The 22,853-nt window shown below is 55.9% G+C and carries 16 protein-coding genes and 1 pseudogene; 1 reads left to right on the top strand and 16 read right to left on the bottom strand.

The window, feature by feature from the left end:
- Positions 1-18 precede the first annotated feature (18 nt).
- Together recN and ACSYSS_RS05610 are read right to left on the bottom strand one after the other, a co-directional pair.
- Positions 19-2,034 carry a DNA repair protein RecN gene (gene recN, locus ACSYSS_RS05605; protein ID WP_491703068.1) on the bottom strand — a complete coding sequence of 672 codons (2,016 nt, stop codon included), beginning with the start codon at positions 2,032-2,034 and terminating at the stop codon, positions 19-21.
- A gap of 1 nt (position 2,035) precedes the next feature.
- Positions 2,036-3,025, bottom strand: coding sequence for an NAD kinase (locus ACSYSS_RS05610; protein ID WP_491703069.1), 990 nt, complete (start codon positions 3,023-3,025; stop codon positions 2,036-2,038).
- A gap of 185 nt (positions 3,026-3,210) precedes the next feature.
- Here ACSYSS_RS05610 and ACSYSS_RS05615 point away from each other — a divergent pair, with 185 nt between their 5' ends.
- Positions 3,211-3,966: a bactofilin family protein gene (locus ACSYSS_RS05615; RefSeq protein ID WP_491703070.1), complete on the top strand. Its 756-nt coding sequence runs from the start codon at positions 3,211-3,213 to the stop codon at positions 3,964-3,966.
- On the opposite strand, the gene ACSYSS_RS05620 is transcribed toward ACSYSS_RS05615, so the two are convergent.
- The 14 genes and pseudogenes from ACSYSS_RS05620 to ACSYSS_RS05685 form a co-directional block, all read right to left on the bottom strand.
- Complete coding sequence (locus ACSYSS_RS05620; protein WP_491703071.1) at positions 3,909-4,736, bottom strand: TlyA family RNA methyltransferase; 828 nt, start codon at positions 4,734-4,736, stop codon at positions 3,909-3,911. The genes ACSYSS_RS05615 and ACSYSS_RS05620 overlap by 58 nt on opposite strands.
- Positions 4,733-4,912, bottom strand: a complete 180-nt coding sequence (locus ACSYSS_RS05625) for a hypothetical protein (protein ID WP_491703072.1) — start codon at positions 4,910-4,912, stop codon at positions 4,733-4,735. The genes ACSYSS_RS05620 and ACSYSS_RS05625 overlap by 4 nt, the downstream gene beginning before the upstream one ends.
- A 13-nt stretch (positions 4,913-4,925) precedes the next feature.
- Positions 4,926-5,957 carry an HAD-IIA family hydrolase gene (locus ACSYSS_RS05630; RefSeq protein WP_491703073.1) on the bottom strand — a complete coding sequence of 344 codons (1,032 nt, stop codon included), beginning with the start codon at positions 5,955-5,957 and terminating at the stop codon, positions 4,926-4,928.
- A gap of 5 nt (positions 5,958-5,962) precedes the next feature.
- Positions 5,963-8,155 (bottom strand): tetratricopeptide repeat protein, encoded by a 2,193-nt coding sequence (locus ACSYSS_RS05635; protein WP_491703074.1) that lies wholly within the window; start codon positions 8,153-8,155, stop codon positions 5,963-5,965.
- Between the two features lie 253 nt (positions 8,156-8,408).
- Positions 8,409-9,731, bottom strand: a complete 1,323-nt coding sequence (gene tyrS, locus ACSYSS_RS05640) for a tyrosine--tRNA ligase (protein WP_491703075.1) — start codon at positions 9,729-9,731, stop codon at positions 8,409-8,411.
- Positions 9,732-9,925: 194 nt separating this feature from the next.
- Positions 9,926-11,440 carry an argininosuccinate lyase gene (gene argH / locus ACSYSS_RS05645; RefSeq protein WP_491703076.1) on the bottom strand — a complete coding sequence of 505 codons (1,515 nt, stop codon included), beginning with the start codon at positions 11,438-11,440 and terminating at the stop codon, positions 9,926-9,928.
- A 4-nt stretch (positions 11,441-11,444) separates the two neighbouring features.
- Positions 11,445-12,674: an argininosuccinate synthase gene (locus tag ACSYSS_RS05650; RefSeq protein ID WP_491703077.1), complete on the bottom strand. Its 1,230-nt coding sequence runs from the start codon at positions 12,672-12,674 to the stop codon at positions 11,445-11,447.
- Positions 12,675-12,947: 273 nt separating this feature from the next.
- Positions 12,948-13,922 (bottom strand): annotated as a pseudogene (argF, locus tag ACSYSS_RS05655) (ornithine carbamoyltransferase).
- A 546-nt stretch (positions 13,923-14,468) separates the two neighbouring features.
- A complete protein-coding gene (locus ACSYSS_RS05660; RefSeq protein WP_491703078.1) occupies positions 14,469-15,224 on the bottom strand; it encodes an SGNH/GDSL hydrolase family protein in 756 nt (251 codons plus the stop codon).
- A 108-nt stretch (positions 15,225-15,332) separates the two neighbouring features.
- The gene (gene argR / locus ACSYSS_RS05665; protein ID WP_491704247.1) at positions 15,333-15,896 is read right to left on the bottom strand and encodes an arginine repressor; all 564 of its coding nucleotides are present in this window, start codon (positions 15,894-15,896) and stop codon (positions 15,333-15,335) included.
- Between the two features lie 201 nt (positions 15,897-16,097).
- Positions 16,098-16,913, bottom strand: a complete 816-nt coding sequence (locus ACSYSS_RS05670; RefSeq protein WP_491703079.1) for a DUF4190 domain-containing protein — start codon at positions 16,911-16,913, stop codon at positions 16,098-16,100.
- 397 nt (positions 16,914-17,310) lie between these two features.
- Positions 17,311-19,914, bottom strand: a complete 2,604-nt coding sequence (gene pheT / locus ACSYSS_RS05675) for a phenylalanine--tRNA ligase subunit beta (protein WP_491703080.1) — start codon at positions 19,912-19,914, stop codon at positions 17,311-17,313.
- A 7-nt stretch (positions 19,915-19,921) separates the two neighbouring features.
- Positions 19,922-20,989 (bottom strand): phenylalanine--tRNA ligase subunit alpha, encoded by a 1,068-nt coding sequence (pheS, locus tag ACSYSS_RS05680; protein ID WP_491703081.1) that lies wholly within the window; start codon positions 20,987-20,989, stop codon positions 19,922-19,924.
- Positions 20,990-21,628: 639 nt separating this feature from the next.
- Positions 21,629-22,843 (bottom strand): TrmH family RNA methyltransferase, encoded by a 1,215-nt coding sequence (locus ACSYSS_RS05685; RefSeq protein ID WP_491703082.1) that lies wholly within the window; start codon positions 22,841-22,843, stop codon positions 21,629-21,631.
- Positions 22,844-22,853 lie beyond the last annotated feature (10 nt).

The following is a 22,853-nucleotide window of genomic DNA, read 5'->3' on the forward strand; positions in this document are numbered from 1 at the left end:
GGCATGCGAGAATCAGTATTACAGTTTGCTTTCGGCAAGCAGCTCACGGGCATGGTCGAGCGAGGTCTCGGTCTCGTCGCCGGAGAGCATGCGCGCGATCTCGCGGACCCGCGCCTCGCCTTCGACCTTTGAAACCGTAGTCTGGACCACCGCGGCACCGGATGTGGCTGCGCTGAACTTAGCGCCAGATTTAGAGAGACTAGACTTATCGGACTTGGCGCCGTTGGACTTGGCGACACTCTCCTTGGCGACGACAAACTGGGCATCCGCCCAAGATGCTACCTGCGGCAAGTGAGTGACGACGATGACCTGCGAGGTCCGCGAAAGACGGGCAAGCCGTTTGCCCAATTCAACCGCAGCCTTGCCGCCGACGCCGGCATCCACCTCGTCAAAGATGAACGTCATGTCATTGCCGCCGTAACGCTTCTGGGCCGCAGCCAGCTCCAAAGCGAGCATCAGCCTGCTCAATTCGCCTCCCGAGGCGCTTTTGCCCATAGGCAGCTGCGGCGAGCCTGGGAACGGAGTGAACAGAAACTCGATGTCATCCATACCGTGAGCATCGAGTCCAGCAGATGATTCGCCATCTGACACCGACGATCCTAGGCGCTCGCCTTTATGAGCTGAATCGAGCTTGACACCACGGGCATCACTCGTTCGTTGCGCCTTCGACACATCACGTATGCCAGCGATCCCTGCGCTATTGCCTCCTTGGGACTCGGCACGTTCATCGGCCGCACCATCCGCAGGGGCACGTGTTGTGCCGTTTACCATTCCCTCTACCCGCGCTGTGACGCGAATCTCAAGTGATGCGCCCGCCATGGCAAGGCTCCCCAGCTCGGCTGTGACCTTGGAAGCCAGCGATTCTGCGGCCTTTGTGCGCGCCGCACTCAGCACCTTGGCCTTGACTGTGGCATCGGCAAGCAACTCGGCACGCTTGGCCTTGAGCTCCTCAAGTTTCTCAGGCGAGGCATCCAAATCCTCAATCTCGAAGGCCGCCTTGTCCCTCCAGGCGATGACATCCGCAAGGGACGGGCCCCAACGCCGCGTCAGCTCGTCGAGCTCATGAATACGCGAGTTGATGGAGTCAAGGTTCCCAACGTTCTCATCATCGTCCATTTGGCCGGAAAGGGAATAGACGATGTCGTTGAGATCGGCGTTGAGCGACTCCAACCTATCCGCGGCCTCACCGAATGAGCCACCGGCATGGATGGTGCGCAGCGCCTGGATGGCTCGGGTGATGGCATCCGTGGCACCAGATGCGTCAGAATCGGCATCCACCTGAGAGGTGTCGAGTTGGGAAAGCGCCGTGCCCACACCACGCGCGATCTGTTCCGAATTCTCGATGCGCGACCGCCTCTCCTTGAGCTCGTCGTCCTCACCCGGCTTGGGATTCACTTTATTGATCTGGTCGACCGAATCACGTAGATAATCGGCTCTTTGGCGCGCCGACGCCTCCTGCGATTCCAAAGCCTCAAGCTTGGAATCCATGGCTGCAAGTGCGTCCCAAGCCTGTCGATAGGCGGCAAGCTCTACACCGTCGCCTGCGACCATGTCCAGGAACTCACGCTGACGCGCCCCAGCCGCAATGCGCAGCTGATCGGCCTGACCGTGAATCGTGACCAGACCCCCGGCCACATCACCCAACACCGAGCGAGGCACACTGTGTCCATCGAGCATCGCTCGCGACCGCCCCGAAGACGGCACTTTACGTGCCAGGAACAACTCCTTGCGTCCCGCCTCATCGGGATCGGGGTCTCCGGCTGCACTAGCTTCGGGGAGCACTCCTGCGTCACGGGCCGAAGCGACCGCAGCGCTTTCCTCGCTCACGTCGAACACACCTTGGGCCCAGGATCCAGGAGCCCCGGGAGTGACACGGGCCGCACTTGCGGGCCCTCCCGAAATGAGGTGGACCGCACTCAGCAGCATCGATTTGCCGGCACCCGTCTCACCTGTGATGGCCGTCATGCCCGCTCCGAACTCCATCTTCGAAGAGAGAATAGGCCCCAGATTACGCACTTCCAGTTCCTCAAGCATTTCAGGCACCCTCCTTACCAAAATCCGCAGCGTCGATGTCACGGGTCGTGTCCAATCCGGCACTATGCAAGCCGTCCTCGTAGGCGATGTCGCGTTCTCCTTCGCGCTCCTCCTGAATGGCCCGAGTGCGCAAACTGACACTCGGCAAATCGAATTTCTTAACCAAACGACTGGTAAACGGCGTGCCGGAAAGATGGGCAAGACTCAATGTATGTGGTAGTTGGGAAACCTCGACAACCGTGCCGCGCGGCAACTTCCCGCTTCGTCTGCCATCGCTGCAGATCCACCCATCGGTTACTGAAGTCTTCAATATCTCAACCGTAAACCTGGACCCGGCACCGATGATGACCGGGCGGGCAAACAAGGCATGGGCTGCCAACGGCACGAGCTGCAGAGCACTCACATTGGGCCAAATAATTGGTCCACCGGCAGAGAATGCGTAGGCCGTGGACCCGGTAGGAGTGGAGATCACCACCCCATCGCCACTAAACGAACTCATTTCCACATCGTCCACGCTGACCGACACTTCCACCATCCGACCGCCACCCGGTTCACGAATCGTCACGTCGTTAAGCGCCCAATCGCTGGCTACGCTTCCGTCGGGAAACGAGACCTTCACACCGGCGAGCATGCGTTTGTCGATGGAATAATCGTGGTCGGCAACACGATGGATGGCCTCGCCAAGCTGAAAGCTTTCGAATTCCGCCAGGAAGCCGACATGCCCCAGATTGATGCCAAGAATCGGCACATTCGTGCCATACACCATCTCAGCCGCACCTAAAATCGTGCCGTCGCCTCCGAGCACAACCACGATTTCCGTGTCATCGCCCACCTTCTTGGCGGGTTCACCGAATCTGGGTGCGTCCAGGTTATCGACAATGCGAATCTGGAATCCGGCATGAGTCAACTGCCGTACGGCCTCACGGACAACATAGCCACTTTCACGCAGCCTCGTATGTGTCACCACCACTGCCTGCCGTTGACCAGTCATACAACCCACCTTTCACACACCAAACACTGCCTCGATTTTAATCGAACACCGCCTACAAATGCCCTCGGAGTCAGGCCAATGCAACGGCACTGCCACTTCACCTTGGCAATCAATCAATATATATATGATATATTTATAAGTAAATATCATCATATCTATCGGTAGCATTAAGCAAAGGAACAGCGATGATCCTGAACTTTTACGGAAGCGTGGTGCCTTCCGGCACGTATACGACCATCATTGCCCACAGTCAAGTGCAAATCAATAATGGTGTTCGTTTTACAACACTTATCGTAAAAGACAACGCGGTGTTTAACTGCAACGAGGCGGGAAACCTCATCTTAGAAGGAGGACTGGTCCATTGCACACACGACCTGCATTGCCGCAACATCTCGGGGCATGGCAGACTCTCCATCAAAGGCAATCTCCAATGTGCCTCCGTGACGGACTTCACGGGAACGATCAGAGCCAAGGCTATGCACTGCAGCGCCTCGCTCTCGATTCGAGGCCTGATCAAGACCAGACTCATGAACATCGATGAAACCGCCACAATAACGGGGCACGTCACAGCACAAAATCTGTGTGCCGAACACCTGACCGTATCCATGTTTGAAACCACAATGCTACCCCGCTTTCGTATGGGTGCCTACAGCAAGCGAAGCTCCATCGGCACCATCCAAGGTTCGCGTGTGACCGTTCAGGCAGTGACATGCGATGCCATATATGCAGATGCTGTGACACTGCAAAAGGGATCGTATGCACAATGCGTCTTCTACGGCAACGACCTCGAATACGATCAAACATCCTATGCGTCGTTGATACAACGAAGCACACACCGACACCAGGCTTACACACCGAATCGGTTCAACGGCGACGGGGAAATTCAGACGATGTATGCACTCGAAGATGAGGATCCCGACGAATGGCCGCAGGAGGCGTAGAGCAGGTATTCATGGTTTCCGTGAGTGCCCGTAATAGGTGAGTCGCAGGTGCCCACCACCTGCAAGCCATTGGCTCTGACACAGTCGCAGACTTTTTGTTGCGCCTTTTGACGCAGATCCGGATCGCTGACAATACCGTCATGACCTAGATTGCCTTTGCCCACTTCGAACTGGGGCTTGATAAGCAGCACGACATCGGCATCAGCCGCCGCAATGTCAGCTATGACGGGTATCACATACGTCAGTGAGATGAACGACACGTCAGAGACGATGAGCTCGGGGCGAAAAGGCAAATCGCCGACAGTGACATCACGAATATTGACACCGCTCATCTCGATGACTCTGGAATCGGCAGCTATGCTGCGGTCAAGCTGGCCATGACCGACATCAAGAGCCACCACTTGGCTGGCCCCCATTTTCAGCAGCACGTCGCAGAACCCTCCGGTCGATGCACCAATATCAAGGCATTTGCGCCCACCCGGCGAACACAGCCCCAAAGGGGTGAACCGTTCAAAGGCACCCAGCAACTTATAGGCACCACGTGAAACATAGGTCGGCGCATCGATGAGCGACACCACTGCATCGGCGTCCACTGGCATCGAGGGCTTGTCGGCAGGCGCTCCATTGAGCAGAACCCGTCCCCCACGAATCAGGCGCTGCGCCTTCGAACGGCTGGTCGAAAGACCACGTGCCAACAACAGCAGATCCAATCGCATACGTTGCACGTGAGCCTCTTCATCCTTTGAATCAACCAACCCTAGAGCCATCATTCCTCTTCACAATCCAATTCACCTTGCATGTCCTTGAGCACCTTGCGAAATTGTTCAATGGCTTGGGCTTCGAGATCCTCATCGAACGGTTGGCCCTCTTCGCCCTCTTTTTGAGTCTCGTGTCGGCCTGAAGCACATACCGAGAGCTCAGGATAGTTGCTCATCAAATCCGTCATGCCGCCCTCTTCGCTATAGCATGAACTGAGGCAACACGAATTTTACGGTTGCGTCCGTGCCCTCTCGCTCGTCATACTGCCAGAACAGATTGCATGCGGCACGCAGGGCATTGATGTCATGCACGTCACTGACCTCAAGGCTGTCCTCACTTAATTTCGCCGTGGCATTCTCGCAGTTCCACTCATCGTGGCCAATCTGATGGGGTTCAGGCATCGGCTCATTGAGCGACCGCAAGTCAGACGCAATGTAGGTAGGGCGTTGATACGCAGGGGCTTCAAACAGTTGTTCTGCATCGCAAACACCGGTGAGGACGGCCAAAGAATCATACCCTCCGCGGTTTCCAGCCTCAATGTCCGTGTCGAGTCGATCTCCCACCGCCAAACAACGCTCCTTGCCTATAGGTTGCCTGCCTTTATCGGCCGCAAGCAGCAAAGCCTCGTCATACATGGCCGATTCAGGTTTACCCGCCGAATCCTCAGGCTCCACTCCAGTGGCCGTCACCACGGCATGAACCATCGACCCGCTACCCGGGGCAATCCCAAGCTCCCTGGGAATCGTCATGTCGAGATTGGTCACGAAATACCGAGCTCCACGTTCCACGGCAAATGCGGACTGTGCCAACTCATTCCAAGTGATTTCCGGATACCATCCCTGGATGACCGCCTCAGGATCGTCCTGGGCGGAGTCCACCAGTTCAAGCCCCTGCTTACGCACCTCCTCACGTAGATGGTCCGCGCCTATGACCAACACCTTGGCCCCTGGCTCCACCTGCCGCGCCACCATTCGGGCGGCCACCACAGACGACGTAATAACCTGTTCGGGCTGCACGTCCAGTCCGAACCCATACAGTTGATCGGCCACCGTTGCCTGGAAGCGTGAGGAATTGTTCGTCGTGTATTCCATCCTCATTCCACGATGCTCCGCTTCTTTGATGCTCTCGGAAGCATGAGGCACAGGGTCTTTACCCTTGTAGACCACACCATCAAGATCGAGCAACGCAAGGGAATACACCTCGCTGATTGGTTTTGCAGTACCGCTTAACAATCCTCTCAGTCCTCCGTTTCGGCTTCGTCGGCTTCGGCCTCATCTACGTCGGCATCGGTGTCAGTGCCCTCTGCCTCGACATCGTGTTCAGCGTCCAGCTCGGTATCGGGATCTACATCCACCGCACTGTGCAAGTTCTCAGTTTCTTCAGCATCGTCAGTGCCGTCGTCACCTTCACTCGCCTTCTCATCGGCTTTGTCTTGAACAACCACCGGATCGGAAGCATCCTGGGCACCGTCCTCCACCATATCCGCTGGAAGTTGAGTCTCATCGCTGTCCGGACCATCGTTTTCCGCCGATTCTTCAGGCTCATCTTCGGCCTTGACCTCATCTGGAGTCACAGCCTCAACATGAGAGGGATTCTCGGCATCGTCCAGCGACCGCTTGTCTTCGGCAGCGCCCTCATCGTAATAACCGTTGCCGTACTCTTCTTCGTCCGTGTCGTCAAAATCATCAGGAGCATATTGTGCATCCTCATCGGTAATACCCAGCTCCTCCATCAGATCGTCGGGCAAAGCCTCAAGGTCATAGTCGATGACTGGTTCCTCGGTCTCGTCTTCCTCATCCGCATCCGCATACTTCTGTTCAAGCTTCTCCAGAACGACATCGAGATCCGCCGCTTGCTCATCGCGTCCGGCCTGTTCAAGGAAGTACTGCTCGGCCTGAAGGGCCCGCATGCGGTATTCCCCAGGCAAGCCCTTGGAATTACCGAGTTTATGGACCACAGCGATGGCCTGATCCCATGCGCCCAAATCTCCCAATGCACCGGCGTACACCAGGAACATCTCCGCCTTAGCCTCGCCCTCAAGCTTTTTGGCATCCTCGGAAAGCGCGATGTTGATGGCCTTCTTAGGCTCACCCAAACCGCGTTCACAGTCCGCGATGAACGGCAGATAATCGGTGAAGCCGTTCATACGCTGTGCCGTCTGGAATTCACGTAACGCCAATTTGTAATCGCCCTGACGGTACGCCACGAATGCCAACGTCTCACGGGCAAAATCGATGCGTGATGCCTGACGCGCAACCCACTTGGCGTGGTCGAGTGCAGACTTCGGCTCACTTTCCTCCAAGGCATAGGCTGCCAAGATGTGCAGCCCTATGTTCTCGGCATGCTCCTTGGAAAGCCCCCTCAGCCGCTCTTTCTCATCCTTGGACAGCATGGACCATTCCATACCCCGAGGCATACGTGGCTCGCCCGGTCGCCGGTCGGTATATGGGTTCTGGGAGGGGAACGACGTGGTACCGTCGGAATTACGGCGAATGCCCTTGTCCATGAACTCCTCACGCTTGCGGGCACGGTATTGGTCACGATCAGATGAGTGTCCACCGTTCCTGCGATCGTAGCCATCACGCGAATTGTTTCGGTCGTTGCGATGGAAATCCCGCCTATCGTCACGGCCACGGTAACCACCGCCATTGCCACGGTAGCCGCCACGGTTGTCATCACGATGGAAATCACGGCCACCTCCATTGCCACGGTAGCCACTGTGCTCGCGACGCTCCCCACGGTCGTCACGATGGAAATCCCGCCTATCGTCACGGCCACGGTAACCACCGCCATTGCCACGGTAACCGCCACGATCGCCATCACGGCGATTGCCCCGATAACCGCCAGGGTTGTCGTCACGATGGAAATCATGCCTATCGCCACGGCCGCGGTAACCACCGCCATTACCACCGCGATCGTCCCGATGGAAATCACGTCCACCGTCGCGCCTATCGCCAGACCTTGAAAAATTGCCGTCACGGTGGCCGCGGAAGTCACCACGCTCATTGTCACGATGGAAATCACGGTCGCGGTGGCCGCGATACCCTCCACGGCTATCATCGTGACCCCGATAGCCCCTGTTGCCGCGGAACCCGTCGCCATGGCCGTAATGCCTTGGACCTTCTGCATCTGAACGATTACCCCGGTAACCGCTGTGCTCACCGTCCCGATGGAAGTCCCTGCGGTCTCCATCGTGATGGAAGTCCCGATGTTCACCGTCCCGGTGGAAGTCTTGCCGGTCATCGTGCCCACGATACCCGCCTCTACCGGAACCATAACCGCCCGAATGGCCGTAGCCACCGTGCCCACCGGAAGATCTGCGATACCCACCGCTGCGATTGCCATTTGCATGCCCGGAGCCATAGCCTCCTGAACGCGAACCGTGTCCGTGAGAATTTCCTGAGTGGAAGCCGCCTTGGTTTTCTGCCATATTAATGCCCTTATCCGTTTCTCTTACCTTGCCTGCGTACAAACTGCGCAGCTATTGCCTTACTTTTCGCACCTGCTGAATCACAATTATCCCAACTTGTTATCGAAGGCGCCTCATGCCAAATGTTCTATACCCTGCAACATTTACATTCCACATTTCCAACTTACATAGGAACCACTAAATCTTGCGGTTATTATCACTAATGCCCACACGACACATTCTCATCGGGTCTCTACAACCACTGTTCGGCGCATCAACGCAACTCCACCGCGCCCACTGCCTTCTTTCCTCGCCGAATAAGAGCGAATCTGCCTAAGAGAAAATCAGAACCCTGCAACTGTTGATCCTGATCTTCCACTCGCTCATTATTGAGATACACGCCACCGGATTTGATGGTCTTGCGTGCAGCCGAGACAGATGGGAACAATCCCGCGGCAACGCCGGCCTGAGCCACCCTGTCTCCAGGAACCGCAGAGGCAAAGGCCTTGCCACCGTTGCCGTCATCTATCTTCAGCCCATCAATGCTGGTCTCGAGCACTTCCAAGCTAAACGATGATAGGTCTCCACCACGTCCGAACAGCGCATCAGCCGCATCCAATGCCTGCTGTGTGGCCTCTTCGCCGTGTACAAAGCTGGTGACCTCCCAAGCAAGCGTCTTCTGTGCCTCACGCACACCTGGGTTGTTCCGGGCCTCGCCAACCAATCGCTCGATCTCGGCTTTCGGCAGGAACGTGAAGGCCTTCAAAAGCTTATCCATCTGATCGTCAGGCTGGTTGAACCAGAACTGATAGAACCTGTAGGGACTGAGCATGGTGGGGTCGAGCCACAACGCATTCCCTTCGGACTTGCCGAATTTCTTACCCTGACTGTCGGTGATGATGGGGCTGGTGAAGACATTGACGGATTCCCCGCGCACCTTGCGGATGAGATCCAACCCGCTGGTGAGGTTGCCCCACTGGTCAGAGCCGCCTAGCTCCAGCGTGCAGTTGTATTCATCGTACAAGTGTAGAAAATCGTTTCCTTGCAAGACCTGATAGCTGAATTCGGTGAAGGATATACCTTCGTCCGAGTCCAGACGCCTGGCCACCACATCCTTGGAAAGCATGGTGCCCAAGCGGAAGTTCTTGCCCACGTCACGCAGGAAGTCGATGACCGACATCTGCGCCGTCCAATCGTAATTGGAGACGAAGCGCACCGGGTTGGAACCGTCCGTGCGCAGGATGCCGCCGATCTGCCCTTTAAGACGCTCGGCCCAAGCCGACACCGTCTCCTTGGGATTCAGCGTGCGCTCACCGCTTTGGCGCGGGTCTCCGATAAGCCCCGTGGCACCACCCACCAACGCAATCGGATGATGACCGGCCTCTTGAAGATGACGCATGATGATAAGCTGCACAAGGTTGCCGATGTGCAGGGATGCCGCTGTAGGATCAAAACCACAATAATAGGTCAACGGTTCCCCGTTCAGCGCCTTTGCCAGCTGACCACGGTCCGTGGATTGGGAAATCAGCCCACGCCACTGCAACTCGTCAAATGGCGAATCAAAACCCGCCTTCCTGAAATCCATGACTTCAGTCATACCCTACGTCTCTTCCCACTCATGCAGGTTGATTGACCAACCTCAGCAAAACCCAAAAACCGAGTCTCATTTTCGCAGAACATCACGACACTGGTCAAGACACACGGAAGCCCGCTTTTTCTCTTTTTACCCACTTCATGCACCACTAAGAAGGTAAAAAGCGTTTGAGTCCATAAGGAGAAGGAACACAGCATTTAGGCGCGTGCGCTTGACTCTGGCTGAACATAGGCCGGTCCATCACTGCTCGACGTGGCGAACCGCCGGCATTGGGCGACCTTATCCTGCGCCTCATCCATCTGTTCACGGACCCGAACCGGTGCGGTTCCGCCTGTGCCGTTCCTGGATGCAACCGATCCGGTGACATTCAGTACATCTCGGACATTCACGGATTGTGCGGCAGGAAGAAACACCTTGAAGATATCTGCAAAATCGTCATCATGGAGATCCCACAGCTCCACACCACGTTCTTCCGCCAGCTTGACGCACGCACCCGAAAGCTCATGGGCATTGCGGAAGGGGACGCCTTGCTTCACAAGCCATTCCGCAATATCGGTTGCCAGGGCGAAACCAGTTGGTGCCTGAGCCTGCATACGCTGGGTGTCGAAGTGCATGGTTCGTACCATACCGGCAAATGCCGGCAGCACGGTCTCAAGCGTATCGACCTGGTCGAACACCGCCTCCTTGTCTTCCTGCAGATCTCGCGCATACGCCGTGGGCAATCCTTTGAGTGTGGTCATCAGCCCGGTCAAATCGCCAATAAGACGGCCTGACTTGCCACGAGTGAGCTCCGCGATATCCGGGTTCTTCTTTTGCGGCATAATCGAGGAACCAGTCGAGTAGCCATCGTCAAGACTGACGAAGGCAAATTCCTGAGTGTTCCAGATGATGATCTCCTCACTCAGACGACTGAGATCAACACCCATCATCGCCGCCACGAAAGCGAATTCGGCCACCACATCCCTACTGGAAGTGCCGTCGATAGAATTGGGGCACACCTTGGAAAAACCGAGTTCGTGCGCAACGGCCTGCGAATCCAAACCCAGAGTGCTGCCGGCCAACGCCCCTGCGCCGTAAGGACTTTCATCCGCACGTATGTCCCAATGCTCAAGGCGCTCCACATCGCGCAGCAGCGGCCATACATGTGCCATCAACTGGTGAGAGAGCAAAATGGGTTGTGCATGCTGCATGTGCGTTCGCCCAGGCATAACCGCATCCCCTGCGCGTCGCGACTGGCCTATCAAGGCGTCAACCACATCGAGCACCAGCCCTGTCACCTTGCGGGCATGACGTCGCAGCCAGAGTCGAATCAACGTGGCTATCTGATCGTTGCGAGAACGCCCGGCACGCAATTTCCCACCCAACTCGTCGCCTGCAATCTCAATGAGACCACGTTCCAAGGCCGTTGCCTCATCCTCATCCTGCTCAACTGGAGCAAAGGAGCCAGAATCGACACGACGTTGCAATTCACCCAGTGCCGACTCCATACGATTCAACTCATCGTCGCTGAGCAAACCTGCACGGCACAGCGCTCTGGCGTGCGCACGTGAACCGGCGATGTCGTCATCGGCCAGGCGCCAGTCGAATTGTGTGGATTTCGACAGGCGCGAAAGCTCCGCCGAAGGCCCCGAGGTGAATCTGCCGCCCCATAAGGCCAGCCGACCATCCCCAGCCCCGCAATCGCTGCCAGGTTCCTCCTTATGCTCTGCCATGTCCTTACTCCTGCGACGTGTCAATGCCGTTGCCGAACTTCACGTCTCGAGCGGCAGCAATCTTGCTGGGTAGACCATAGATTTCGATAAAGCCATTCGAGGCCTTCTGGTTGAACTCGTCACCGGAATCATATGTGGCCAACTTGTAGTCGTACAACGAGGCATCCGATTGACGGCCAGTGACAACGGCCCGTCCACCATGCAAGGTCATCCTCACCTTGCCCGAAACATACTGCTGTGTATCGTCGATGAATGCGTTGAGCGAATGAACGGCCGGAGAGAACCATTGCGCATCGTAGACCAGCTCAGCCCAACGTTTGTCGACGTCACGCTTGATGCGATGCTGCTCTCGCTCAAGACAGCAGTTCTCAAGTTCCTGGTGCGCGGCGATGAGCGCTGTCGCCCCTGGCACCTCGTACAACTCGCGCGACTTGATGCCGACCAGACGGTCTTCGATGATATCGATGCGACCGACGCCTTGAGCGCCTGCCCTTCGATTCATCTCCTCAATGGCTTCAAGGGGAGTGACATCATGCCCGTCGATCGTTACCGGCACGCCCTGTTTGAATTCAATCACCACCTCATCGGCAGCAGGCGAATCGTCGGGGCTCTTTGTATAGGCATAGCATTCCTCAGTCGGCCCATTCCAGGGGTCTTCAAGGAAACCGGTCTCGATGGCCCTTCCCCAGACATTCTGATCGATGGAATATGGGTTTTCCTTGGTTTGTACAATCGGGAGCTTATGCTCCTGAGCGAACGCTATCTCGACATCGCGTGTGAGCGAAAGGTCGCGAATCGGGCTGATCGCCTTGAGTTGAGGATCAATGGACTGGATGGACACCTCGAAGCGCACCTGATCGTTGCCTTTGCCTGTGCAACCATGGGAAATGGTGTCCGCTCCGAATCGGTGAGCGGCCTTCACTAAGTATTTGGTGATCAGCGGGCGGGAAATCGCGGAAACGAGAGGGTATACCCCCTCATACATGGCATTGGCCTTTAGGGCAAGCATGCAATAGTCACGGGCGAATTCTTCACGGGCGTCAACCACATATGCCTCGACAGCGCCACAGGCCAGGGCACGCTGGCGAATTGTCTCAAGACGTTCACCCCCCTGCCCCACATCCAAGGAGACTGCGACCACATCCTTGCCCGTCTGCTCTTTAAGGTAGGGGATGGCCACAGAGGTGTCAAGACCACCTGAATACGCCAATACGATACGATTCTTGTCTGTCATAGCAATCCTTTCACCGGTACATAGATTTATAATATCTATTGTTGTGTATATATAATCATATCTATGTCGTAGAGGAGACACGCCTATGTCAACCCTACACAACGAACCTCTACATACACGAATATCCTAGATTTAAAGAGTAGAATCTGCGTTCCCCAATCCAGCAAACAAATTTCTCGTCAATTATAACTATATTTGAGATGCATAATTATACATATGCTCTTCGCGTCACCAACAACAGCCTAAACACATCCACGGCTTGACTGCAGAACCCTACCCCAGAGCCTCCGGACGGCCATGTCCGCCACACTCAAGCTCCACCAACCATGTCAATAGGGCTTTCTGAGCATGCAGACGATTTTCGGCCTCATCCCATACCGCGGATTGAGGCCCGTCGATGACGGAGGCCGTGACCTAACGGCCGCGATATGCCGGCAGGCAGTGCTGGAACATCGCATCAGGTGCGGCAGCGTGCATTAATTCGTCGTTGACCTGGAACGGGATGAACGACTTGGCACGCTCGTCATACTCGTCTTCCTGGCCCATCGACACCCATGTGTCAGTGAACACACAATCCGCGCCATCGACCGCGGCATACGGATCGGTGGTGACCAAGACCGAACCGCCTTCCCGCTGTGCAATACGTTGGGCATCGGCCAATACATGCCTGTCAGGAAGATAGCCTTCGGGGCCTGCGACGCGCACGTTCATGCCAGCCGTGGCGCCGCCCAACAAATATGAATTCGCCATATTGTTCGAGGCATCTCCCACATAGGCGATTGTCATGCCCTTCAAGGCATCGACTCCACCTCGATGCTGCGCCATCGTGAGCAAATCCGCCAACACCTGGCAAGGATGGAATTGATCGGTCAGAGCGTTGACGACCGGCACCGACGCATAGCGAGCCATGGTCTCCACATTCTCCTGTCCAAAGGTGCGCCAGACAATGGCCGACGTCATGCGCGAAAGCACCCGTGCCGTATCTCCAATGGGCTCACCACGGCCCAGCTGAGAAGAGGCTTTGTCAATAACCAGCGGGTATCCGCCAAGTTCCGACACCCCTACGGAAAAGCTGGACCGGGTGCGGGTGCTTGGTTTATCGAAAATCACAGCCACGCCTTGAGGCCCCGCAAAAGGCCTGCGATAATACCGGTCCCGACGAAATTGCATCCCCAGCTCAAGAATCTGACGCTGCTCATCATGCGTTATGTCGTCGTCCCGGAGCAGATGCCTGAGTGTACCTACCATGTTGCCCCCTTGAGTTGATTCATCACAATGTCCCCACATCACAAAACCATATACCCATATTCCATGTCGTACCCTTTATGGTTTAACAACCATAAATGTCGGCTTGCACAGACTCGATTGCATCAGTCACAGCCATTGAATACGCCATAACCCTCACTTCTTACCACTGTCTCAATGACTCCAATATCATATAATATATTTATAACTTTGTATAAATATAGATTTTGTCGGCGTGTTACTCTCTACAAAAAGGGAATTTTGAAACTATAATTAAAAAAGAATCTAGAGAATGAATAATTATTCACTCAAGCTATACCGCTCATTCGCCATTGAACGAATAGGACTTCCGCACGGTCAACGTACAGCAGAGTCAAAACGACATTGAGATTCAAACAACCGACACAACATCAATGAATGCACGTCTCACGCACACGGCCGAACCAATATATGTATATGGTGCCTACACGCTTACGAATACATCGGGCGCCAACGAGCCAACAGTGCCGACAGGGCACAAAAGACAACGTTCGAGTAGGAGCCACGAAATCACATCATTGCAATACGCTGCATGAATTCTGGACCAAGTGCCTGAGCCACACCAGCGGCCATCAACCGATACCCTTTGGAGCTGGGATGAAACCGATCATCCGAGTAGAATCCCTCTGACCCGGCATGTACATCGCGATGAATCATATTGACATACCTCGCACCGTGGCTTGCACACACCTCCTCACTGACTTCTGCCTGCTCATCCATGGCCTTGAGCAGTGAGCGTCGCAGTGCCCTGCCCAATGCCGGTTCATTCTGCATCTGGCCGGGGCTGGAAACCAACACGCAATCGCTTAAGGATGAGATGATGCCCAGGGCAGCATCCAAATCATCTCGCCACTCCCCAAGGCTTCTCCCCGCCATGATGTCGTTGGAGCCAGCGCATAGAAACACGATGTCAAATCTACCGCTCACCTGAGGAACCAAACGATAACGCACCCTACGCATAGTGGCACCAAGCTTGCCATGCGCCTGCCACGAAACCGACCTGCCAGAACCCGAAGCCAACTCACGGGCAATGCACGGCACCAAACCGTCCCGCTGATTCGAAGTGCCACAACCAGCCACCATGGAATCGCCTATGGCACACAACGTCACAGGCTTGGCACCAACACCATCAACGATGCCGACTGGTGCAGTGCCAGGCACCTCCAGACCCGACCTCTCACCCTCGGGAGCCTCGGAAAGATGAATATGATGCTGCGCCCACAACGCCTCGGCCATGGCCAATGGGTTGGACAATGAACGTCCCACTTTTTCTCACCAACCTCAACACAAAGGCCACTGCACCAACTGCACAGCGGCCATCAATCGGATTACATCCTTGTTGACGACACCAATAGCGCCAACAGTCATATTCCCCTAATCAGCCGCGTTCTTACGTTTCGAAGCAACATCCAGGAGCCATTTACTGCGATCCTTGGCCGTGTCACTATCAACGCAGATGAGCAACACCGTATCGTCTCCAGCCACTGTGCCCAAGATGCCATCTATTGGCTGCCTGTCAATGACACTGGCCATATACTGCGCCGCTCCGGAAGGGGTGTGCACAACCACCAGATTCTTGGCAGCAGCAACGGAAGTAATCAGACCTGAAAGCCCTCGGGATAGTTGCTTATCGATATGCTCAGTGGCACTGGCCTGACCTTCCCAAGGCTCCGCACCGATGGTGTACGCAATATGCCCGTTCTTCATACGAGTTTTGGTGGCGTTCATCTCGTCCAAATCCCGGCTGAGCGTTGCCTGGGTCACGTTAATGCCACGGTATGAAAGCAACTGCGAAAGTTCAGCCTGTGATGCCACCTGATTGTTCAGCAACAACTCTTGAATGATACTCAAACGCGCAGCGCGATTGCTTGGATGGTGCAGTCCTACAGTCTTTGCAGTGCCATTGTTCGGTGCACCCGCCTCGACATCGCCCGGCATCATAGCCTGTTCTGAGCCATTTGCAGTACCCACACCGCCGTTACCTATAGTGTCGTCAGTTGCATTGCGATATGCTACATTGTTGGTGAATGGTTGAACGTCATCGCGCCCAACGAACTCCTGATCTGTTATATGTTCCAAAACCACTCCTTAAAATTATCCTTTGTATGTCGTGCCACCACGTGGCAACTGCCTAAACAATCAAGCCGTCAACGGATTACCCCCACTGCTACCGGTACCCGATCCACCCATCATCGAATACAACGAACCAAGCAAGCCCTGCACTGCATCGGGATGCAGCAGAAGCCAAACTTGAAAAATCAGAGCCAGTATGCTGATGACGATGGCCGCTATGGCCAAACCACGTCCACGCATGTGGTAGACCTTGGTACGACGGACGGCCAGTAGGCCCATAATGAGCCACACCAGTGAGAACTCGAAGTTCCAAAGCGAGCAAAGAAACGAAGCGACAGCCAGAGCACTCCAATGGCCCCATAGCGGGTTTTGCTGGGGGTCGTTCATATCAACGCCATTAACGATGTCCGGCTCGTGGGGGCCGTGTTGAACATCGCCACCCCAACCGCGCTGATTCTGCGGGAATCCATTGAATCCAGGTGCACCAGGGTGCTGAAAACCGTTTGGTCTACGGCCACCATCCTGCCCGTTTTGTGGCCCGAGGCCGCCTTGCTGCTGGACTGGAGGTTCGTTCGAATTGTTCTGGTTGTGACGATACGGCAACGCTGAGTTCAAAGGATGACCGTTAGCTCCATATGCATAGTCTCTGGCGGAGGATGAGGCACCCTTCTGACGATTGCCATCTGCGTCCCCAGTTTTTTGGTCATTGTCGGATTCGGGTTTGCCGAATACATAAGGGTTATAGCCAGCCGAAAACTGGTTCATCATGGCTCCGTACTCAGGAACCTTGCGCTGGCCGTACTGAGGCTGAGCAATGCCAGATTCATCAATCCGGTGATGCTGTTGCTGTGAAGCCATACCATCCGATTCTGAATCGCTCATGTACACCATTCCTTGTTTGTCGCTCGTCAAAAGCACCAAATTATTCAACTTCACTCATATTATGTAAGTATTAACTCTAATCTAGGGCAATCTTGCAATGACTATTCCTTATCTCACAGCGGAACAAGATAGCGTAGCATCATCTGTCTGATTTTTCTCCATAGAATGTAGCATACATTCTCAATATGTATACCATATGTGTGTGTCGACTTATTCGCCTGAAAATTTAGTCGACACACTCGGCAAAAACACCTAAACGCTACACTGCAATTTTCTAATTGGTACATTCTTCACGATAAGCAAATCAACGGGACCGAGGCTAATCCTGGCGCATATAAGAGCATTGGGATGAGTGCGCCGGCAACAGCTTGGCGCACTCATCCCAATGAGATTTTTATCACACTCGCAGTTGAGCTCCCAAGTGCTCAAGTTCCTGTGATATATGAGTACGTAGCAGTTCCGTATCAGCTTGGGTCAGTGTCTTGGAGGCGGAACGGAACGTGACCGAATACGCCAGAGACTTCTTATGCTCACCAAGTTGACCACCGGTATATACATCGAAGAGTTCAATGGACTCCAAGTCGCTACCTGCAGCCTGAATTATCGCGGATTGCAGCTGAGCGGCGGTGACCGACTCGTCAACAGTGAACGCCAGATCCTGCTTGACCGGTGGGAAGGTGGAAATCGGTTTGGCCTGAACCGGTTTGCCGTCCAGATGGCTGAATACATCGGTGAGGTTCAACTCAAACGCAGCCGAATGTTCCGGGAAGCCTAGAGCAGCCGCCACGTGTGGGTGCAACTCTCCCACCATGCCTACAGCCTGTCCATCCATCTCAACACGTGCAGCACGACCAGGATGCCATTGAGCAGGCACATCCGAAGGCTCTGGCTGTTGGAGTTGGAACTTGGCACCGATGCGATCCATCACACGAGTCATGGCCTCGACGGCATCGCTCCAATCCACGCTGCGATGTTCATCCAACCACCCTGATTCCTCGGCCTCGCCGGTCAGCAGCGCTGCCACATGCAATGGCTGGTCCGGCAAGCCTGCATCGAGCGCTTTGAGCTGCTCTGGCGTTGGCTTCACGCCTCCAGGAAGGGCCGGAATGGCCGGTGCATTGGGGTTCCAAAGGTAAACATGACCAAGCTCATAGAGCGAGACGTTTTCCAAGCCACGGCGAATATTCCGCTGCACAGTCTGAGCAAGGGTGGGCAGGATGGTGCGGCGCAAGTAAGGCCTGTCGCCGGCAAGAGGATTGGCCACCTCCACGCTCACCGGCTCAATCTCATCAGGATCATAGCCGAACGCCTTATAGTCAGCCGGACCCACGAACGGGTAGCTCAGCGACTCCACAAGACCGTACTCAGCCAGCTCGTCGGCCACCTGACGCTGACGCAGCTGGTCGGGGGTGAGCCCCACAACACCGCCGACCGGTGCCGCAGGAACGGTGGTAGGAATCTCATCGTAGCCAACAAGCCTGGCCACCTCCTCCACCAAGTCGCATGGCATGGTGAGGTCCGGGCGCCACGTCGGCGGCACCACGGAGATCTCACCGGCCTCGTTGCCCACTGAGACCTTGCAGCCAATATCACTCAGAATCTCATGAATCTTGGCATCCGGTGTGGTAAGGCCGGTGAGCCGGGCAACCTCGGAGAACTTGAAATTGATGGGCTCGGGCACCTTGGTGTGGTTCACATCGACTGGCGTTCCAGAAGCCTTTCCGCCACCAAATTTGGTCAGTAGATCGGCAGCCATCTGGGCTGCAGCGGGCTGAAGTGCATAGTCCACACCACGTTCGAACCTATGCGAGGCTTCAGAAGGGGTTTTATGGCGACGGGCGGAACGCGCGATGGTGACATGGTCAAAATGGGCTGATTCGAGCAGTACATTCTTCGTTTCAGCAGTCACTTCGCCGTAGAGACCGCCCATTACACCAGCGAGACCCAATATTCTGGAACCACGCTTACCGTCAGGCGAATCTGTAATCAAAAGGTCTTCGTCACTCAAGTCATGGTTTTTCCCGTCCAGAGTAGTGAGCTTCTCACCTACCTTGGCTCGGCGCACCACAATCGGCCCCGAGATTTTGTCGAGATCGTAGGCATGCATGGGCTGGCCCAAATCAAGCATGACATAGTTCGTCACGTCGACGGCCAACGAAATGGATCGCATGCCGGCACGAATGAGCCTGCGGCGCATCCAATTGGGCGTATGGGCATTGGGGTCGAACCCACGCACCGTACGAGCGTAATACCTATCGCAGCCAATCACACCGTGAATCGGATTGTCATCGTCAATCTCAACCTCGATGTCCCGCTTGCTGTCACCGGCATCGGCAGGTGCTTCACCATCAAGCGCAATTGCGGGGTCCGTGTAGGCGGCGCCGGTGGAATGGTGGTATTCGCGCGCCACCCCACGGTAGGAGAATGCGTAACCGCGGTCGGCGGTGATGTTGATCTCGAGAATCGGTTGATCCAGGTGCAGCAGGTGCATCGCATCGTCGCCAGGTTTCAGGGCTTCGTACTCCTCCTCGGAGAAGCCGTAGTGACGCAGCAGGATGATGCCGCTGTGGTCGTCGCCCAAGCCCAGCTCACGCTCCGAGGCACACATGCCGTTGGAGATGTGACCGTAGGTCTTGCGTGGCTCGATCTTGAAATCTCCGGGAAGCACAGCGCCGGGAAGCGTAACGACAACCTTCTCTCCGGCCGCCATGTTCGGCGCACCGCAGACGATGCCGCGGGGCACCTTGTTGCCGTCCTCATCGGTGTCGTTGAACTCGTCTCCGACGTCCACCCTGCACCAGTTGATGGTCTTGCCGTTCTTCTGCGGCTCAGGCTCAGCCGAGACCACATAGCCCACCACGATGGGACCGGTGACCTGTGAGGCATGGATCTGCTCCTCCTCAAGGCCCACGTGCACCAGGTCGGCGGCAAGCTGTTCGTACGTCAGATCGGCCGGGACTTCCACATGGTCCTTGAGCCAGTCAATATCTACCATTGGCATGAGTCGTTCACTCCCCCATCACAAACTGATTGCTGAACCGCACGTCGCCCTCCACAAGGTCGTGCATATCGTTGATGTCGTGGCGCAGCAGCAGCGTGCGCTCCATACCCACGCCGAACGCGAAGCCGGTGTAGACATCCGGGTCGAGACCTGCGGACTTGAGGACATTCGGGTTGACCATGCCTGAGCCGCCCCACTCGATCCAGCCGGGGCCGCCCTTCTTGTCAGGGAACCACAGGTCGATCTCGGCGCTGGGCTCGGTGAACGGGAAGTAGCTGGGGCGGATGCGGCTCTTGGCGTCCGGGCCGAACATGGTGACCGCGAGCTTGTCGAGCACACCCTTGAGATCGCCCATCGTCAGGCCTTTGTCTACCGCCAGCGCCTCGCATTGGTGGAATACGGGAGTATGGGTGGCATCGAGCTCATCGGTGCGGAACACACGACCAGGAGAAGCAATATAGAGCGGAACGCCCTTGGAGATGAGCGCACGCACCTGGTCGGACGAGGTCTGCGTACGCAGCACCATGTTGGAACCGACGAAACCGGCGGCATCCTTGGCTTGGTTGCCCTTGACATAGAACGTATCCTGCATCTGGCGGGCAGGATGATCGGGGCCGAAGTTCAGGGCGTCGAAATCGTACCACTCACTCTCCACCTCGGGGCCCGAGGAAATGGTCCAACCCATGGAGACGAAGAAGTCCTCTACGTCCTCAAGCAACTTGGGCAGCGGATGACGGGCGCCAAGCGGCTTGCGCTTGGCAGGGAGCGTCATATCGACCGTCTCGGCCTTGAATTTGGCCGCTTCCTCGTCAGCCTTCAACTGGCTTTCCACCATGCCATAGGTGCGGCCGAAGTCGGCACGCAGCTTGCCGAGCAACTGGCCCGCGCCCTTCTTCTGATCCACAGGAAGCGAACCGATGGATTTGCTGGCAGCCACCACAGCCGAACCGGCACCCATATATTGTGTCTTGATTTCCTTGAGCTCGTTCAGGCTTGAGGCCCTGTTGATCTTTTGTATGCCTTCGGCGACCGCATCGGTCACCGCACCGGCATCGAATGCCGCACCCTGTGCCACGAGTACCCCTTCTATCTTGTTTTCCTCTTAAGGTTCCTAAGGTTAAAAACACCTTGGTTATACGGCGTAAAGCCGCGGAAATCAAGGTATTTCACTCGCTTCTTATTCTTTCAACATCGCTCGACATAGTGGCCCGGCTCATTACTGGTTTACAGCCCACGATGAATCACACGGCGGGACGTGCCGCACATATGGCAAGCGGCAATCAAGACGTTCCACGACAGTATTAACAGTATTAGAGCAGTATTATTTGTCGGCGAAACATCAAACTGCGGTGAAAAGTGACGCTTCATGGCATTATCTGCCGTCAGAACGCCTAACTGCGGCAAATAATGACGTTTTATGGCAAAATACGTCGGCAAAACACGAAAATGTAACCGAAAGTGCCAATATTCGACACAAATTGCCGGTTTAGAATGCAGCTGCAACAAGAAATGACATAATACAGCACTATTTGTCGGCGTAATAATTTGCTGCGACCGATAATGACATTTTTCGTCACTATCTGTCGTGGTTTAATCCATCGCCTACAAAAAAGGACCTCTGCCGCGGTCTTTCATCACTGACACAATCAACCATCATCTATACCAACGCGTAGAGCACCCCAGCAGAACCCCAAACATGTCGGAACAAACACAGCTAAGCCATCGCCAGCGCATAGAGCATCACGGCGCTGGACGTGGCGAGGTTGAGCGACTCGGCCTTGCCGTAGATGGGGATTGAGACGATGCGGTCGACACGCTCCAACACATCGGCTGGCAACCCGCGCGCCTCGTTGCCGAAGAGAATGGCACGATGGACAGCACCAGCACCGATGGCATGGGCGGCAACATCACCAACACCTGCGCCTACAACATCACCAGCACCAACGGCACCTGCAGCATCGCCAGTGGCACCTGTGTTTGTGGCATCGCCAGCGGCTCCATCCCGATCGCTTTCAGGGTCTTGAATGCGTACGTTGGAGGCCTGGCCGTCAGCGTTGGCCCTTTCGAATCTAAGCCCAGCAGCCACATCGATCAACGACTCCGGCCTGTGCTCGGGCGTGCCGTAGACATCCGCCGCCATGACCTCGACGCGAGTCCCAACGTCGCTTACTTTGTCCGAGTCGTCACCGGCATGGTCGCCATCACTGCTGCGGGCTTTACCGGTCTTGCCTCCGGTCCACCGGAAGAACTCATCCGTGCCCATCGTCAGCACTGGCAGGTGGAAGAGCGAGCCGGCAGTGGCGCGGATGACCTTGGGATTGAAACGGTCCACACAATCATCAACGAAAACCACAGCCCGGCATCCGGCGGCGTCCGCAGCTCGAATCACAGTGCCAGCATTGCCCGGGTCGCGCACCTGCCAGAATGCGGCGACGGTATCCGCCAAACCCGAACCAGATGAATATGCCGCACCGGCATGCCTATCCAACTGGCGCGAGGAAACCCGAAAATCAGCGGCATGGTCTACACCCAATCGACGTGCATCAACAGCGCTGTCACCCGAACCGGCCATCAACGAGTCAACACCAAACTTCATGGCATCGATGATGCCGACCGCCGCAATCCCCTGCGCGTCCGCGCTGATCTTGTGCATCACCGCATCGGTCACACGATGGACATACAGATTGTTGGCGAGCGCATCGTCCACAATCGAAGCGACGGTGTCATCAAGGAACTCGCCATCCTCGCCGATCTGCGCATAACAGTCCATCACCGCGTCCGGCCGCCAGCGCACCAATTCACGCACCGACTGCGGGCCCTCAACGAGGAACCGGCCGGCCTTCCTGCGCCGCTGCGAGCGCTCCAGCCCGGCCACGCGGCGCACACGATCGGATTTGACATTACTGATCACATCGGGGTTCATAGGCATGACTTCAGTC

The sequence above is a fragment of the Bifidobacterium sp. ESL1118 genome (assembly GCF_058505595.1).